This is a genomic window from Streptomyces sp. NPDC058001 (assembly GCF_042886315.1).
In the GTDB taxonomy this organism is placed as follows: Bacteria; Actinomycetota; Actinomycetes; order Streptomycetales; family Streptomycetaceae; genus Streptomyces.
Window position 1 is genome coordinate 144,603 of the sequence record NZ_JBHVQT010000002.1, and the last position, 14,070, is coordinate 158,672.

Here is a 14,070-nt window from a genome sequence, read left to right on the forward strand (position 1 = left end):
TCCTGTGAGTTCCTTATTGACGCTACGTCTCACGGGGGTGTGACCGGAATGGCCGCAGGAGGCTTCTGCAAGTTGCCGAACGGGAGTGTGGTGGTCGCGCTGACCCTGCCGAGCCCCGTCCCGGAAGCGGTATCGGTGAAGGTGCCGGGCCCGACGGGCGGACCGGTCCACGCGGCCCCCGTCCCGGACGCCGGGCTGCCCCGCGCGGGGCGGGTCCGGGTCCTCGTGCTCGCCGCGAACCGGGCACGGGCCCTGACCCGGCTACGGAACCTCGGCCTCCGCTCGGTCTACCTGCGCGGCAACGCGGAGCCGCCGACCCCCGACGAGATCACAGCCGTCCTGCACCACCCCGACGGCCTCCTCTGGCGCACGGCCCCGGACAACAGATCAGAGCTGTGGCACCCGATCCGAGCCCTCCTGGCTCCGTAGGCAGGGGTTACTTCCCGCCGCGGGGGTGGCGCGCCGCGACGGGCCGGGTCCGGCGGCATGGGGGACGGGCTCAGCCCGTGGAAGCCACCACCGGCTTGCCGGTCAGCTCGACACCGGCGGCGGCCAGCTCACCGAGGGCCCCCTCGGTGGTGTCAGCCGCGACCCCCGCCGTGAGGTCAAGGAGCACCGTGGTCCGGAACCCCGAACCAACGGCATCCAAGGCCGTCGCGCGCACGCAGTGATCCGTGGCGATCCCCACCACGTCCACCTCCGTGATCCCCCGCGCGCTCAGCCACTCGGCGAGCCCCGTCCCGTTCTCATCGGCGCCCTCGAAACCGCTGTACGCGGCGGAGTACGCCCCCTTCTCGAACACGGCGTCCACCGCGCCGGAGGCGACCACGGGCGCGAAGTTCGGGTGGAAGCCGACGCCCTCAGTGCCCGCGACACAGTGCGCGGGCCAGGAGCGGCGGAAGTCGGGGTGGTCCGAGAAGTGCTCACCGGGTGCGATGTGGTGGTCCCGGGTCGCCACGACATGGCGGTACCCGGCGGGCGCCTGCCCGATCAGTTCCGTGATCGCGGCGGCCACATCGGCACCACCGGCGACGGCGAGGCTGCCACCCTCACAGAAGTCGTTCTGCACATCTACGACGATCAAGGCGCGGCGCATGTCGGGTGTCCTTGGGCTCGGTACGGCTGGTTCGGTGCGGCCGGTTTCCGTCGAGCCTAGAGACTTCCGGTCCGCAGCGGGAGGGGGCATCCGACCGCACGCGCCCCCGTACGGCTACACATACTCCGTGGGAATCACCGGCTCCCCGCGTGACAGCTGCGTGGCGGACAGCGGAAGCCCCGCGCGGGCGGCGGCGTGCCGGTCCCGCACCACGTCCAGCGGCTCACGGGCCACCACCGTGCCCCCCTTGACCAGCTCGACGAGCAGCTGCCGTTCCACCAGATCCGCCGGGACGGGACCCGTACCGATCACCTCGGCCTCGGCGACCCCGCACGCGTCCAGACGGCGCGCCGCCCACTTGCGTCCGCCGATCGACGTCTTGCCGCCGAGCGCTTTCTTCGCGACCGGTACGAGCGGTGCCCGAGGGTCGGCCGAGTCGGCGCGCGCGACGAGTTTGTACACCATCGAGCACGTGGGATGCCCCGATCCGGTGACCAACTGGGTGCCCACGCCGTACGCGTTGACGGGCGCCGCGCCGAGTGAGGCGATGGCGTACTCGTCCAGGTCGGAGGTGACCACGATGCGGGTCCCGGTGGCGCCCAGGGCGTCGAGCTGCTGCCGGACCCGGTGCGCGACCAGCAGCAGGTCCCCGGAGTCGATCCGGACGGCCCCGAGCCCCGGTCCCGCGATGTCGACGGCGGCCCGTACCGCCTCGGCCACGTCATAGGTGTCGACCAGCAGGGTGGTCCCGGCGCCCAGGGATTCGACCTGGGCGCGGAAGGCGTCCCGCTCGCTGTCGTGCAGCAGGGTGAAGGCGTGCGCCGATGTGCCGACCGTCGGAATCCCGTACCGGAAGCCCGCCGCGAGATCGGACGTGGTCGAAAACCCGCCCACGTACGCGGCCCGGGACGCCGCCACCGCCGCCAGCTCATGGGTGCGGCGCGCGCCCATCTCGATCAGCGGGCGGTCCCCGGCGGCCGACGCCATCCGGGAGGCCGCCGCCGCGATGGCCGAATCGTGGTTGAGGATCGACAGGACCACCGTCTCCAGGAGCACGCACTCCGCGAAGCTGCCCTCGACCCGCAGCAGCGGGGAGCCGGGGAAGTAGACCTCGCCCTCGGGATAGCCCCAGATGTCGCCGGTGAAACGGTAGTCCGCGAGCCACGCGAGGGTGGGTTCGTCGACGATGCCGCGCTCGCGCAGAAAACCGAGCACGGGCTCGTCGAAGCGGAAGTTCTCGACGGCGTCCAGGACCCGCCCGGTGCCCGCCACGACCCCGTACCTACGGCCGTCTGGCAGCCGGCGGGTGAAGACCTCGAAGACCGAGCGGCGCTCGGCGGTGCCGCCGTGCAGCGCGGCCTGGAGCATCGTCAACTCGTAGTGGTCCGTGAAGAGCGCGGTCGAGGGAACATCGACCGGCAGCCCTAGGTCCGCAGTGTCCATGACCAGAATGCTACCCCTATCTCGTCACTCTGACGATTTCGGGAGCCGTTTGTGCGATGGCCCCCGGCAGGTGGCAGCATGGGGCCTGTGACGGCTCCCGCTCCCCTAGAGATCGAAAAGACCGAGTCGGCGGAGGAGGTCTCCGCCGTACCCGAGCCGGACGTCCCCTGGATCACGCTCGTCCACAACGACCCGGTCAACCTGATGAGCTATGTGACCTATGTCTTCCAGGCGTATTTCGGGTACTCGAAGGACAAGGCCACGAAACTGATGCTCGACGTCCACCACAAGGGCCGTGCCGTCGTCTCCAGCGGAACCCGCGAGGAAATGGAGCGGGATGTGCAGGCGATGCACGGATACGGTCTGTGGGCCACCCTCCAGCAGGACCGGAAGTAGCGACTCACTTCATGCCAGGACACTTCGAACCGACCCCCGGGGGCGGCGCGGCCGTCGCACTCGACGAGGTCGAGATCTCCATCATCCGCTCGCTCGCCGTCCAGCTCCTGGAGCTGGTCGGACCCGGACCCGCCGAGGACGCCCCCGACGATCCCCTCGCGGAGATCTTCGCCGAGGGCCCCAGCGAACCGCCGTCCGACCCGGTCCTCTTCCGCCTCTTCCCGGACGCCTACGGCGGCCCCGGCACCGAGGGCGCGACCGGCGACGACGCCGACGAACTGATCGCGTACTCCGCCGAGTTCCGCCGCTTCACCGAGAACGACCTGCGGGCCCGTAAGCGCGAGGACGCCCTCGCCGTGATCCGCTCCCTCGACGAGCTGGGCGCGGCCGGCGACGGCGGCGCCGTCCTCAAGCTCACACCCGATCAGTCACGGCAGTGGCTCGGCGCCCTCAACGACCTGCGGCTCGCGATCGGCGCCCGGCTCGACGTCAGCGACGAGGACGACGCCGACCTGCTCTACCGGCTGCCCGACTCGGACCCGCGCAAGCCCATGGTGATGGCGTATCTGTGGCTCGGCGGACTCCAGGAAACCTTGGTCACCACCCTGATGCCCTGACGCTCAGCGGACGCTCAAATCGGGATAACGATCACATCACCACCCCGATGACCTTTGCCGCGCCGGAAGAATTTTGTCCGCTTCTTCCCATGGCCCGCGTCACATGTGCCTGAATCGATCGGCCGCGCCCGCGTGATAGATCTGCCGGACCCGACAGGGCCCCACCCCTGTTCCCGGCGAAAGGCACCACCATGACCCAAGTGCGGCTCGACCAGCCCCACGACGGACCCGATCCCTCCACGCGGGACAAGGCGGACCCGTCCGGACACGGTGAGGGCTACCAGCGCGCACTCGGCGCCCGCCAGATCCAGATGATCGCGATCGGCGGTGCCATCGGCACCGGCCTCTTCCTCGGCGCGGGCAAGGCCATCTCCAAAGCGGGCCCCAGCCTGATCCTCGCGTACGCCGTCGCGGGCATCGTGATCTTCTTCATCATGCGGGCCCTCGGCGAACTCCTCATGTACCGCCCGGTCGCGGGCTCCTTCTCCGAGTACGCGCGCGAGTTCATCGGCCCCTTCGCGGGCTTCGTCACCGGCTGGACGTACTGGCTCTTCTGGGTCGTCACCGGCATCACCGAAGTCACCGCCGCCGCCACCTATATGACGTACTGGTGGGACATCCCCCAATGGGCGTCCGCGCTCGTCTTCACCGTCATCCTGTACGGCGCCAACCTGATCTCCGTGAAGCTCTTCGGCGAGCTGGAGTTCTGGTTCTCGATGGTCAAGGTCACGGCCATCATCGGCATGATCCTCATCTGCGCCGGCATCCTCACCATCGGCTTCTCGGACGCCGGCGACACCGCGTCGGTCAGCCATCTCTGGGACCAGGGCGGCTTCTTCCCCAAGGGCATCGGCGGCACCCTGATGACCCTGCAGATCGTGATGTTCGCCTTCCTCGCCGTCGAATTGGTCGGCGTCACCGCCGGGGAGTCCAAGGACCCCGAGAAGACACTCCCCAAGGCCATCAACACCGTGCCGTGGCGCATCGCCGTCTTCTACGTCGGCGCGCTCATCATGATCCTTTCGGTCGTGCCGTGGAGCGAGTTCCAGCCCGGCGTCAGCCCCTTCGTCGCCGCCTTCGAGAAGATGGGCCTCGCCGCGGGCGCCGCCATCGTCAACTTCGTCGTCCTCACCGCGGCCCTGTCCTCCTGCAACTCCGGCATGTACTCCACCGGCCGGATGCTCCGCGACCTCGCCCTCAACCGGCAGGGCCCCTCGGTCTTCACCCGGCTGACCCGCACCGGCACCCCACTCATCGGTACGACCTTCTCGGCCGCCCTGATGCTCGTCGGCGTCTGGATCAACTACCAGTGGCCCGGCGACGCCTTCACCTACGTCGTCTCCTTCGCCACCATCTCCGGCATGTGGGCCTGGATCATGATCCTGGTCTGCCACGTCCTCTACCGTCTGAAGGTCATCCGCGGCCTGCTGCCCGCGTCACCCTTCCCCGCGCCGTTCGGACTGATCGCGAGCGTGTACTCGCTCGCCTTCATCGCCATGGTCATCGTGATGATGGGCATCGACAAGGACGCCCGTATCTCGCTGTACTGCGCACCGCTGTGGGCGCTGATCCTCGGCGTCTCGTACCTCGTCCTCAAGAACCGCAACCCGGAGGCAGCCGCCTTCGCCAAGCGACGCACCCCGGCGGACAAGTAGCCGTCGACGCAGCGGGTTCGCCCGTTGTCCCAGCATGTGGGCCCCTACGTACCGCACTCCGGTCCGTACGGGCCCTTTTGCTTATCCTTGCCGGCATGCTGACCCTGACCCAGGCCCTGTACGACCAGATCGTCGCGCACGCGCGCGAGGACCACCCCGACGAAGCGTGCGGCGTGGTCGCGGGACCCGCCGGCACCGGCCGCCCCGAGCGGTACATCCCCATGCTCAACGCCGCCCGCTCGCCCACCTTCTACGAGTTCGACTCGGGCGATCTCCTCAAGCTCTACCGCGAGATGGACGACCGCGACGAGGAGCCCGTGATCATCTACCACTCGCACACCGCCACCGAGGCATACCCCTCACGCACCGACCTCGCCTACGCCAACGAACCCGGCGCGCACTATGTCCTCGTGTCCACCGCGGACACCGACGGCTCGGGCCCCTTCCAGTTCCGCTCGTACCGGATCGTGGAAGGAAAGGTGACGGAAGAAGAGGTCAGCGTGGTGGAGGCGTACTGAACCCGGACCGAACCTGGACCGAACCTGGGTACCGCTCACGGTGCTGATCTCGCACAGCGAGCGGAATTCTTCCAGTATTCGAGATCACACTCCGGGAGGGTGGCCGGGAATCGATACGATGACCGCATGGTTTCCCACGACGTGAGCGAGAAGACGCCGGGCACGATGCTCGTGGCGCGGCTGCACGTCGACCTGTGCAGGCTGTCCAGCGCCATCTGTACCGGCTGACCCCTGCCGCCGGGCGCCCGTGAGCCGCGGCGCCTTGCCCCACGTACGCACCTCCGCACTGCCGGGCCGCCGCGCGCCCACCGACCCGACATCCTCCCGACAGGAGCCCACAGCCATGGCCATCGAGGTCCGCATCCCGACCATCCTCCGCCAGTACACCGACGGTGAGAAGGCCGTCCAGGGCAGCGGCGACACCCTCGCCGCGCTCCTCGCCGACCTGGAGACCCGGCACGCCGGAATCCAGGCCCGCATCGTCGACGGCGACAAGCTGCGCCGCTTCGTCAACGTCTACCTCAACGACGAGGACGTGCGCTTCCTCGACGGCATCGGCACCAAGCTCGCCGACGGCGACAGCGTCACGATCCTGCCGGCCGTGGCCGGCGGTATGGCCTGATCGGCGATGCGGTACGACTCCCCGCTCGCCGCGGTCGGCAACACGCCGCTCGTCCGGTTGCCGCGGCTCTCGCCCTCCGCCGACGTACGGATCTGGGCGAAGCTGGAGGACCGCAATCCGACCGGCTCGATCAAGGACCGCCCCGCGCTCCACATGATCGAGCAGGCCGAGAAGGACGGGCGGCTCACCCCCGGCTGCACCATCCTGGAGCCGACCTCCGGAAACACCGGTATCTCGCTCGCCATGGCCGCCCGGCTCAAGGGGTACCGGATCGTCTGCGTGATGCCCGAGAACACCTCGCGGGAACGGCGTGACCTGCTCGCCATGTGGGGCGCGGAGATCATCTCCTCGCCCGCGGCGGGCGGCTCGAACACCGCCGTACGGGTCGCGAAGGAACTGGCCGAGCAGCACCCGGACTGGGTGATGCTCTACCAGTACGGCAACCCGGACAACGCGGGCGCCCACTACGCGACCACCGGCCCCGAGATCCTCGCCGACCTCCCCTCGATCACACACTTCGTCGCCGGGCTCGGCACCACCGGGACGCTGATGGGGGTGGGGCGGTTCCTGCGGGAGCAGAAGCCGGACATCAAGATCGTCGCGGCCGAGCCGCGCTACGACGACCTGGTCTACGGCCTCCGCAACCTCGACGAGGGCTTCGTACCCGAGCTGTACGACCCCTCGGTCCTCACCACCCGCTTCTCGGTCGGCTCCGCCGACGCCGTGACCCGGACCCGGGAGCTGCTCCAGCAGGAGGGCATCTTCGCCGGGGTCTCCACCGGGGCGGCCCTGCACGCGGCGATCGGCGTAGGCCGCAAGGCCGTGGCGGCCGGCGAACCGGCGGACATCGTCTTCGTGGTGGCCGACGGAGGCTGGAAGTACCTGTCGACGGGCGTCTACACGGCCCCGACAACAGAAGAAGCCATCGAAACCCTGCACGGCCAGCTATGGGCGTAGCGGTACCCCTACAGGGGCAGCGAGCGTAAGGGGCTGGACCTGAGAAGGTCCGGCCCCTTTTTTTCCGCCGCAGTGGCGCGCCGCCACGACGGCGTGAGCCCGACGGCATGAAATCCCACCGAACCCGATCGCCTCCGGCGGGGGTTTGGGGGCGGTCGTGATCCGTTCCGCTCCCTTTGCCGCGGCAGCGGCGGGTTGCCCCCGGCAGGGGGCTGGGCTGGACCCGCCGGGGTCCGGTTTTTCTTTCTGCCGCAGCGGCGCTTCGCCGAGACGGTGTGGGTTCGGCAGCATGGGATCCCGCCGGACCCTCCCGCCGGTGGCCGGCCGCCGTGGTGGGCTGGACCCGTCAGGGTCCCGTCCTCTTTCCGCCGCAACGGTGCTTCGCCACGACGGAGTCGTCCGGCAGTGTGGGATTCCCTCCGGACCCCTCCCCGTGAGGGCTCAAGGCTGCCTCCGGTGAGGTTCGGTACCCCTTTGGGGTGGATGCGTGTCGGGGTGGTGAGGGCGTGCCCCCGCCCGAGGGGGCCGGCGTGGTCGGAGGAGGGCCCCCGGGAGGGGGACGGGTGGGTGAGTTCGCCCACAACGGACCGTGACCGAGGGGCGACCGGGGCTTTTGCGTCTTACGCTCGACGGACCGCACGACCCCCGTTCTCCGGACCGGAAATCCGGTCACTTTCCTGCCAGCGCGGAGGTTCCAGCTCCTATGAAGCTCACCGTCGTCGGCTGCTCGGGGTCGTTTCCGTCCGCGGATTCGGCCTGTTCGAGCTACCTCATCGAGGCCGACGGCTTCCGGCTGCTCCTCGACATGGGCAATGGCGCCCTGGGCGAGTTGCAGCGCCACATCGGTCTCTACGACCTCGACGCGATCTTCCTCAGCCATCTGCACGCCGACCACTGCATCGACATGTGCGCCTACTTCGTGGCGCGCTACTACCGCCACGACGGCGGCCGTCCCGCCCCCCTCCCGGTCTACGGCCCCGAGGGCACGGAACAGCGCCTCACCACCGCGTACGCCGACACCCCTTCGGCGTCCTCGATGAGCGAGGTCTTCGACTTCCACACCGTCAAGCCCGGCGGCTTCGACATCGGCCCCTTCGCCGTCCGCACCGAACGGGTCCGGCACCCCGTCGAGGCGTACGGCATCCGGGTCGAGCACCAGGGCCGCTCACTGACGTACTCCGGGGACACCGGCGTCTGCGACACCCTGGACCAACTCGCCTCCGGCACCGACCTGTTCCTCTGCGAGGCGGCGTTCACGGCCGGCAAGGAGAACATCCCCGACCTCCATCTGAACGGCCGTGAGGCGGGAGAGAGCGCACGCCGCGCGGACGTCGGACGCCTGGTCCTCACCCATATCCCGCCGTGGACGGACCCTCAGGTCAACCTGGCCGACGCCCGATCCGTGTTCGACGGCCCGTCAGAACTCGCGGCGCCCGGCGCCACGTACGAGATCTGAACCCCCGCAACACCCCGCACCGCCACGCCGCACCGCCACCCCCGCAAGGCCACTCGTACGCCGAAGTCCCCGCCGTTCGACCACAACGGCGGGGACTTCCCCGTAACACCACGTAACGCACCGTGCCCGGCGGCTACTTGCTCTCGGCCTTCTGGAGTTCCGCCAGTTCCTCGTCGGACTCGCGGCCCGGCGTCGGCAGGTTGAACTTGACGATCGCGAACCGGAAGATCACGTAGTACAGGGCCGCGAAACAGAGACCGACCAGGGCAAGTCCCCACGGGTTGGACGCGATGCCCAGGTTCAGGAAGAAGTCGACCGCGCCCGCCGAGAAGCCGAAGCCGTCCTTCATGCCGAGCGCCCAGGTCAGCGCCATCGACACACCGGTGAGCACCGCGTGGATCGCGTACAGCACCGGCGCGATGAACATGAACGTGAACTCGATCGGCTCCGTCACACCCGTGACGAAGGACGTCAGGGCCAGCGAGAACATCATGCCGCCGACGACCTTGCGCCGCTCGGGCCGGGCCGCGTGGGTGATCGCGAGACAGGCGGCGGGCAGCGCGAACATCATGATCGGGAAGAAGCCGGTCATGAACTGCCCGGCGCTCGGGTCACCGGCCAGGAAGCGCGCGATGTCACCGTTCTTGCCCTCGTACGAGCCCGCCTGGAACCACGGGAACGAGTTCAGCAGATGGTGCATACCGATCGGGATCAGCGCGCGGTTGGCGACACCGAAGATGCCCGCGCCGACCGCGCCCGAGCCGACCAGCCACTCACCGAAGTGGTGCAGACCGGCGCCGAGCACCGGCCATATCAGCCCGAAGACGATACCGATGACCAGGCCCGCGAAGGCCGAAAGGATCGGGACCAGACGGCGTCCGCCGAAGAAGCCCGCCCAGTCGGGCAGCTTGGTCCGGTAGAACTTCTGGTAGAGCAGCGCCACCACGATGCCCATCACGACACCGCCGAGCACCCCGGCGTTGACCGGCGCCTCGTTCATCACGATCTTGCCGTCGACCACCGCGGCGACCTTCGGCAGATTGCCGTCCGTGAAGGTGCCGAGGACCTTCTGGAAGACCAGGTAGCCGACGACGGCCGCCAGCGCGGTCGACCCGTCCGACTTCTTCGCGAAACCGATCGCGATACCGACGCAGAACAGCAGCGGCATGTTGTCGAGCAGCGCGCCACCGCCGGCCGACATGTACCCGGCGAGCTTGGTGACGAAGTCCGGGAACGACGCCCGTCCCAGCATGTCGTCGTTGCCGAACCGGACCAGCAGCGCCGCCGCGGGCAGCACCGCGACCGGCAGCATGAGGCTGCGGCCGATGCGCTGCATGACAGCCATCGCGCCGGCGCCCTTCTTCTTGTCGGCCGCGGGTGCGGCGTTCGCCGTGGACATGTGGCCCCTCCATGCAGAACAAATGGTCTACACCACTCAGTGGTGTAGACCTGTTGTAGCACGGTGAAGGCGAGATAAGGAACCCGCGATTCCTGTGGCCTGAGCCATAGCGCGGAGATCCCGTCATGACCCCCCTACTTCACGTTCTCGCGATCCTCCTCCGCCGCCTCCTCCGCGGACTCGCGGCCCGGCGTCCGCAGATTGAACACGGTGATCGCGAACCGGAAGATCACGTAGTACACGACCGCGAAACCGAGCCCGATCGGAATGATCAGCCACGGTTTCGTCGCGAGGTTCCAGTTGATGACGTAGTCGATCAGACCGGCCGAGAAGCTGAACCCGTCCTTGACCCCCAGCGCCCACGTCAGCGCCATCGAGACACCGGTCAGCAGCGCGTGGATCGCGTACAGCAGCGGCGCGATGAACAGGAACGAGTACTCGATCGGCTCGGTGATCCCCGTGACGAACGACGTCAGGCCCACCGACAACATCATGCCGCCGACGATCTTGCGGCGCTCGGGACGGGCGCAGTGCGTGATCGCGAGCGCGGCGGCGGGCAGCGCGAACATCATGATCGGGAAGAAACCCGTGGTGAACTGGCCCGCCGTCGGGTCGCCCGCCAGGAACCGGTTGATGTCACCGTGCACCACCGTCCCGTCCGGCTTGGTGTAGTCGCCGAACTGGAACCAGACGAACGTGTTCAGGAACTGGTGCAGCCCCACCGTGAGCAGCGCCCGGTTCGCGACACCGAAGATGCCCGCACCCCAGGCCCCCAGATCCGCCAGCCACTTCGAGAAGCTGGTCAGCCCGTCACCGATCGGCGGCCAGATCCAGATACAGAGCCCCGCGAAGAGCAGCCCGATGAACGCCATGATGATCGGCACCAGCCGCCGCCCGTTGAAGAACCCCAGCCAGTCGACCAGCTTCGTCCGATGGAACCGCCGCCAGACGTACGCCGAGACCAGCCCCAGTACGATCCCGCCGAACACTCCCGGATTCTGGTACGACGCCTGCGTCGACGTGCCGTCCTCGGCGACGCACAACCCGCTCCAGACCCCCGCCCCCTCGAAACTCGCGCCCGACGGACAGCCCCCGGGAAACGCCCGCAGCACCGCGTAATACACCAGGAACCCGGCGACCGCGGCCAACGCCGTCGACCCGTCCGACTTCTTCGCCATACCGATCGCGACACCGATGCAGAACAGCAGCGGCAGACCCAGCGAGGAGTCCAGCAGCGCACCGCCCGCCGCCGCGAACACCGTGGCGACATTCGTCCAGTTCAGGCCCTCGGAACCGAAGACGTCCGGCTGACCGAGCCGGTTGAGGATGCCCGCGGCGGGCAGTACGGCGATGGGCAGTTGCAGACTCCGCCCCATCTTCTGGAGCCCCTGGAAGAAACCGTTCCACCAAGAGCGGGTGGGTACTGCCGCGATGTGGGCGCTCATCCATGTCCTCCCCGTACCGGCCAGATCCGGCGCTCGCCCTAAACTGGTGTAGACCAGTCGGCCGGCGACGCACGTTGAACGTCATCATTGGGTACGAGTCGGGTTATCGCGCGCAAAGATGGGCCAACCGTGCGTTACCTTGACGAAGCGGACCACGGTGGCCGCGGCCTCGTCCTTTGACAGCAGGGAGAAAGAAATGGCCAGCAAGGCGGAGAAGATCGTTGCCGGGCTCGGCGGCATCGAGAACATCGAAGAGGTCGAAGGCTGCATCACCCGCCTGCGCACCGAGGTCATCGACCCGTCCAAGGTCGACGAGGTCGCCCTCAAGGCCGCCGGCGCCCACGGCGTCGTCAAGATGGGCACGGCGATCCAGGTAGTAATCGGCACAGACGCGGACCCGATCGCATCGGACATCGAAGACATGATGTAAGTCCCCCCGCAAGGCGCCGCATCGGGGTGCTGTTCATCGCTGTGGCGGCGCCCGCTCAGCACCCCGGTTCCGGGCACCGTAAGTACCCCGAGGTCCGACCGATAAAGTCGCCCCATGTCTCGCATCGACGGCCGTACCCCCGAACAACTCCGCCCGGTCACCATCGAACGCGGCTGGAGCAAGCACGCCGAAGGCTCCGTCCTCGTCTCCTTCGGCGACACCAAAGTCTTCTGCACGGCCTCCGTCACGGAAGGCGTCCCCCGCTGGCGCAAAGGCAGCGGCGAAGGCTGGGTCACCGCCGAATACGCGATGCTGCCCCGCGCCACCAACACCCGCGGCGACCGCGAATCCGTCCGCGGCAAGATCGGCGGCCGGACCCACGAGATCTCCCGCCTCATCGGCCGCTCCCTGCGCGCGGTCATCGACTACAAGGCACTCGGCGAGAACACCATCGTCCTCGACTGCGACGTCCTCCAGGCCGACGGCGGCACCCGCACCGCCGCCGTCACCGGCGCGTACGTCGCCCTCGCCGACGCCGTCTCCTGGGCCCGCGAGCACAAACTGGTCAGAGGCGGACGCCAGCCCCTCACCGGCACCGTCGCGGCCGTCTCCGTAGGCATCGTCGGCGGCATCCCACTGCTCGACCTCTGCTACGAGGAAGACGTACGCGCCGACACCGACATGAACGTCGTCTGCACCGGCGACGGCCGCTTCGTCGAGGTCCAGGGCACCGCCGAGGCCGAGCCCTTCGCCCGCGACGAACTCAACTCACTGCTCGACCTCGCCGTCGCGGGCTGCACCGACCTCGCGGCCATCCAGCGACAGGCCCTCGCGGAGACCCTCGCGGCACAGCACTGACGCACCCACGAGTCCGTTGACTTGGTAAAGAGGCAACCAAGAGGACCCGCACAGCGTTCTCATAGATACGGGCGTACGGGCAACACCGTGCGCCCGTCCGCAACTCTCGGGAGGGACCGCCGACATGGCCTCGCGCCGCCGCCGTACCACTACCGTTCTCGCCGTGGCGAGCGTGGCGCTCGTCGCGCCGCTCGCCCTCGGCTGCGACGCCGTGAACAAGGCGTTGGACTGTGTCCAGACCGCCGACACCATCGCCGACAGCGTCACCGACCTCCAGCAGGCCGTGGAGAACGCCGCCAACGACCCGGCACAGGCCGAGGAATCACTGCGCTCCATAGACAAGAACCTGGACAAGATAGGTGAGAAGACCGACAACACCGACGTCAACAAGGCGGTCGACGACCTGAGCAAGTCCGTCGACAACGTCCGCCAGGCCATCAACGACGGCGACAAGACCCCGGACATCAGCCCGGTGACGGACGCGGCCGGCGAACTGACCAAGGTGTGCACGCCGTAGCGCGCTGAGGGGGGGGCGGGTCGACGTGACCGGGTGGGCCGACCCGGATAATCACCCCATGACCCGCCTGATCCTCGCCACCCGCAACGCCGGAAAACTCACCGAGCTGAGGGCGATCCTCGCCGACGCAGGGCTCAGCCATGAACTCGTCGGCGCGGACGCCTATCCGGACATCCCCGACGTCAAGGAGACCGGCGTCACCTTCGCCGAGAACGCGCTCCTCAAGGCACACGCCCTCGCCGACGCCACCGGGCGGCCCGCCGTCGCCGACGACTCGGGCCTCTGCGTCGACGTCCTGGGCGGCGCCCCCGGCATCTTCTCCGCCCGCTGGGCCGGCACACACGGCGACGACCAGGCCAACCTGGACCTGCTCCTCGCCCAACTCTCCGACATCGGCGCCCCGCACCGGGGCGCCCACTTCGCCTGCGCGGCGGCACTCGCCCTCCCCGACGGCACCGAACGCGTAGTCGAAGGCCGCCTACCCGGCACCCTCCGCCACACCCCCACCGGCACCAACGGCTTCGGCTACGACCCCATCCTCCAACCCCAGGGCATGACCCGAACCTGCGCCGAACTGACCCCAGCCGAAAAAAACACGATCAGCCACCGCGGCAAGGCGTTCAGGGCTCTGGTGCCGGTGATCCGGGAACTGGTCGGCTGA

At 68.7% G+C, this 14,070-nt stretch carries 17 protein-coding genes; 13 read left to right on the forward strand and 4 right to left on the reverse strand.

The features are described from left to right. Positions 1–48: 48 nt before the first annotated feature. Entirely contained in the window at positions 49–429 is a 381-nt protein-coding gene (locus tag ACFVT5_RS04125; protein ID WP_389881209.1) for a hypothetical protein, read from the forward strand. 70 nt (positions 430–499) lie between these two features. Here ACFVT5_RS04125 and ACFVT5_RS04130 read toward each other — a convergent pair whose 3' ends face one another. Then, positions 500–1,096 (reverse strand): isochorismatase family protein, encoded by a 597-nt coding sequence (locus tag ACFVT5_RS04130; protein ID WP_389881211.1) that lies wholly within the window; start codon positions 1,094–1,096, stop codon positions 500–502. A gap of 114 nt (positions 1,097–1,210) precedes the next feature. After that, positions 1,211–2,539: a nicotinate phosphoribosyltransferase gene (locus tag ACFVT5_RS04135; protein WP_389881213.1), complete on the reverse strand. Its 1,329-nt coding sequence runs from the start codon at positions 2,537–2,539 to the stop codon at positions 1,211–1,213. A 78-nt stretch (positions 2,540–2,617) separates the two neighbouring features. Here ACFVT5_RS04135 and clpS point away from each other — a divergent pair, with 78 nt between their 5' ends. The 8 genes from clpS (at position 2,618) to ACFVT5_RS04175 (ending at position 8,760) form a co-directional block, all read left to right on the forward strand. Continuing rightward, complete coding sequence (gene clpS / locus ACFVT5_RS04140; protein ID WP_389881215.1) at positions 2,618–2,935, forward strand: ATP-dependent Clp protease adapter ClpS; 318 nt, start codon at positions 2,618–2,620, stop codon at positions 2,933–2,935. Positions 2,936–2,946: 11 nt separating this feature from the next. Then, positions 2,947–3,552: a DUF2017 domain-containing protein gene (locus ACFVT5_RS04145; protein WP_389881217.1), complete on the forward strand. Its 606-nt coding sequence runs from the start codon at positions 2,947–2,949 to the stop codon at positions 3,550–3,552. A 191-nt stretch (positions 3,553–3,743) separates the two neighbouring features. Beyond that, positions 3,744–5,207: an amino acid permease gene (locus tag ACFVT5_RS04150; RefSeq protein ID WP_389881219.1), complete on the forward strand. Its 1,464-nt coding sequence runs from the start codon at positions 3,744–3,746 to the stop codon at positions 5,205–5,207. Between the two features lie 95 nt (positions 5,208–5,302). Then, on the forward strand, positions 5,303–5,725 hold the full coding sequence (locus ACFVT5_RS04155; RefSeq protein WP_389881221.1) for a Mov34/MPN/PAD-1 family protein: 423 nt from the start codon (positions 5,303–5,305) through the stop codon (positions 5,723–5,725). A 126-nt stretch (positions 5,726–5,851) separates the two neighbouring features. Continuing rightward, a complete protein-coding gene (locus tag ACFVT5_RS04160) occupies positions 5,852–5,953 on the forward strand; it encodes a putative leader peptide (protein WP_389881223.1) in 102 nt (33 codons plus the stop codon). A gap of 115 nt (positions 5,954–6,068) precedes the next feature. Further along, positions 6,069–6,347 carry a MoaD/ThiS family protein gene (locus tag ACFVT5_RS04165; RefSeq protein ID WP_389881225.1) on the forward strand — a complete coding sequence of 93 codons (279 nt, stop codon included), beginning with the start codon at positions 6,069–6,071 and terminating at the stop codon, positions 6,345–6,347. 6 nt (positions 6,348–6,353) lie between these two features. Continuing rightward, entirely contained in the window at positions 6,354–7,304 is a 951-nt protein-coding gene (locus ACFVT5_RS04170; protein WP_389881226.1) for a PLP-dependent cysteine synthase family protein, read from the forward strand. Positions 7,305–8,007: 703 nt separating this feature from the next. Further along, positions 8,008–8,760, forward strand: coding sequence for an MBL fold metallo-hydrolase (locus ACFVT5_RS04175; RefSeq protein ID WP_389881228.1), 753 nt, complete (start codon positions 8,008–8,010; stop codon positions 8,758–8,760). Between the two features lie 133 nt (positions 8,761–8,893). Here the strand turns inward: ACFVT5_RS04175 and ACFVT5_RS04180 are convergent, their stop codons facing one another. Both ACFVT5_RS04180 and ACFVT5_RS04185 read right to left on the reverse strand, forming a co-directional pair. Beyond that, positions 8,894–10,159 (reverse strand): PTS transporter subunit EIIC, encoded by a 1,266-nt coding sequence (locus ACFVT5_RS04180; RefSeq protein WP_389881230.1) that lies wholly within the window; start codon positions 10,157–10,159, stop codon positions 8,894–8,896. A 134-nt stretch (positions 10,160–10,293) separates the two neighbouring features. Further along, entirely contained in the window at positions 10,294–11,604 is a 1,311-nt protein-coding gene (locus tag ACFVT5_RS04185; protein WP_389881232.1) for a PTS transporter subunit EIIC, read from the reverse strand. A gap of 118 nt (positions 11,605–11,722) precedes the next feature. Here ACFVT5_RS04185 and ACFVT5_RS04190 point away from each other — a divergent pair, with 118 nt between their 5' ends. From ACFVT5_RS04190 to rdgB, 4 genes are all read left to right on the forward strand, one after another. Then, positions 11,723–12,034, forward strand: coding sequence for a glucose PTS transporter subunit EIIB (locus ACFVT5_RS04190; RefSeq protein WP_389881234.1), 312 nt, complete (start codon positions 11,723–11,725; stop codon positions 12,032–12,034). Positions 12,035–12,148: 114 nt separating this feature from the next. Beyond that, positions 12,149–12,892 (forward strand): ribonuclease PH, encoded by a 744-nt coding sequence (gene rph, locus ACFVT5_RS04195; RefSeq protein WP_389881236.1) that lies wholly within the window; start codon positions 12,149–12,151, stop codon positions 12,890–12,892. 124 nt (positions 12,893–13,016) lie between these two features. Beyond that, a complete protein-coding gene (locus tag ACFVT5_RS04200; RefSeq protein ID WP_389881238.1) occupies positions 13,017–13,409 on the forward strand; it encodes a hypothetical protein in 393 nt (130 codons plus the stop codon). Positions 13,410–13,467: 58 nt separating this feature from the next. Further along, a complete protein-coding gene (gene rdgB, locus ACFVT5_RS04205; RefSeq protein WP_389881240.1) occupies positions 13,468–14,070 on the forward strand; it encodes an RdgB/HAM1 family non-canonical purine NTP pyrophosphatase in 603 nt (200 codons plus the stop codon).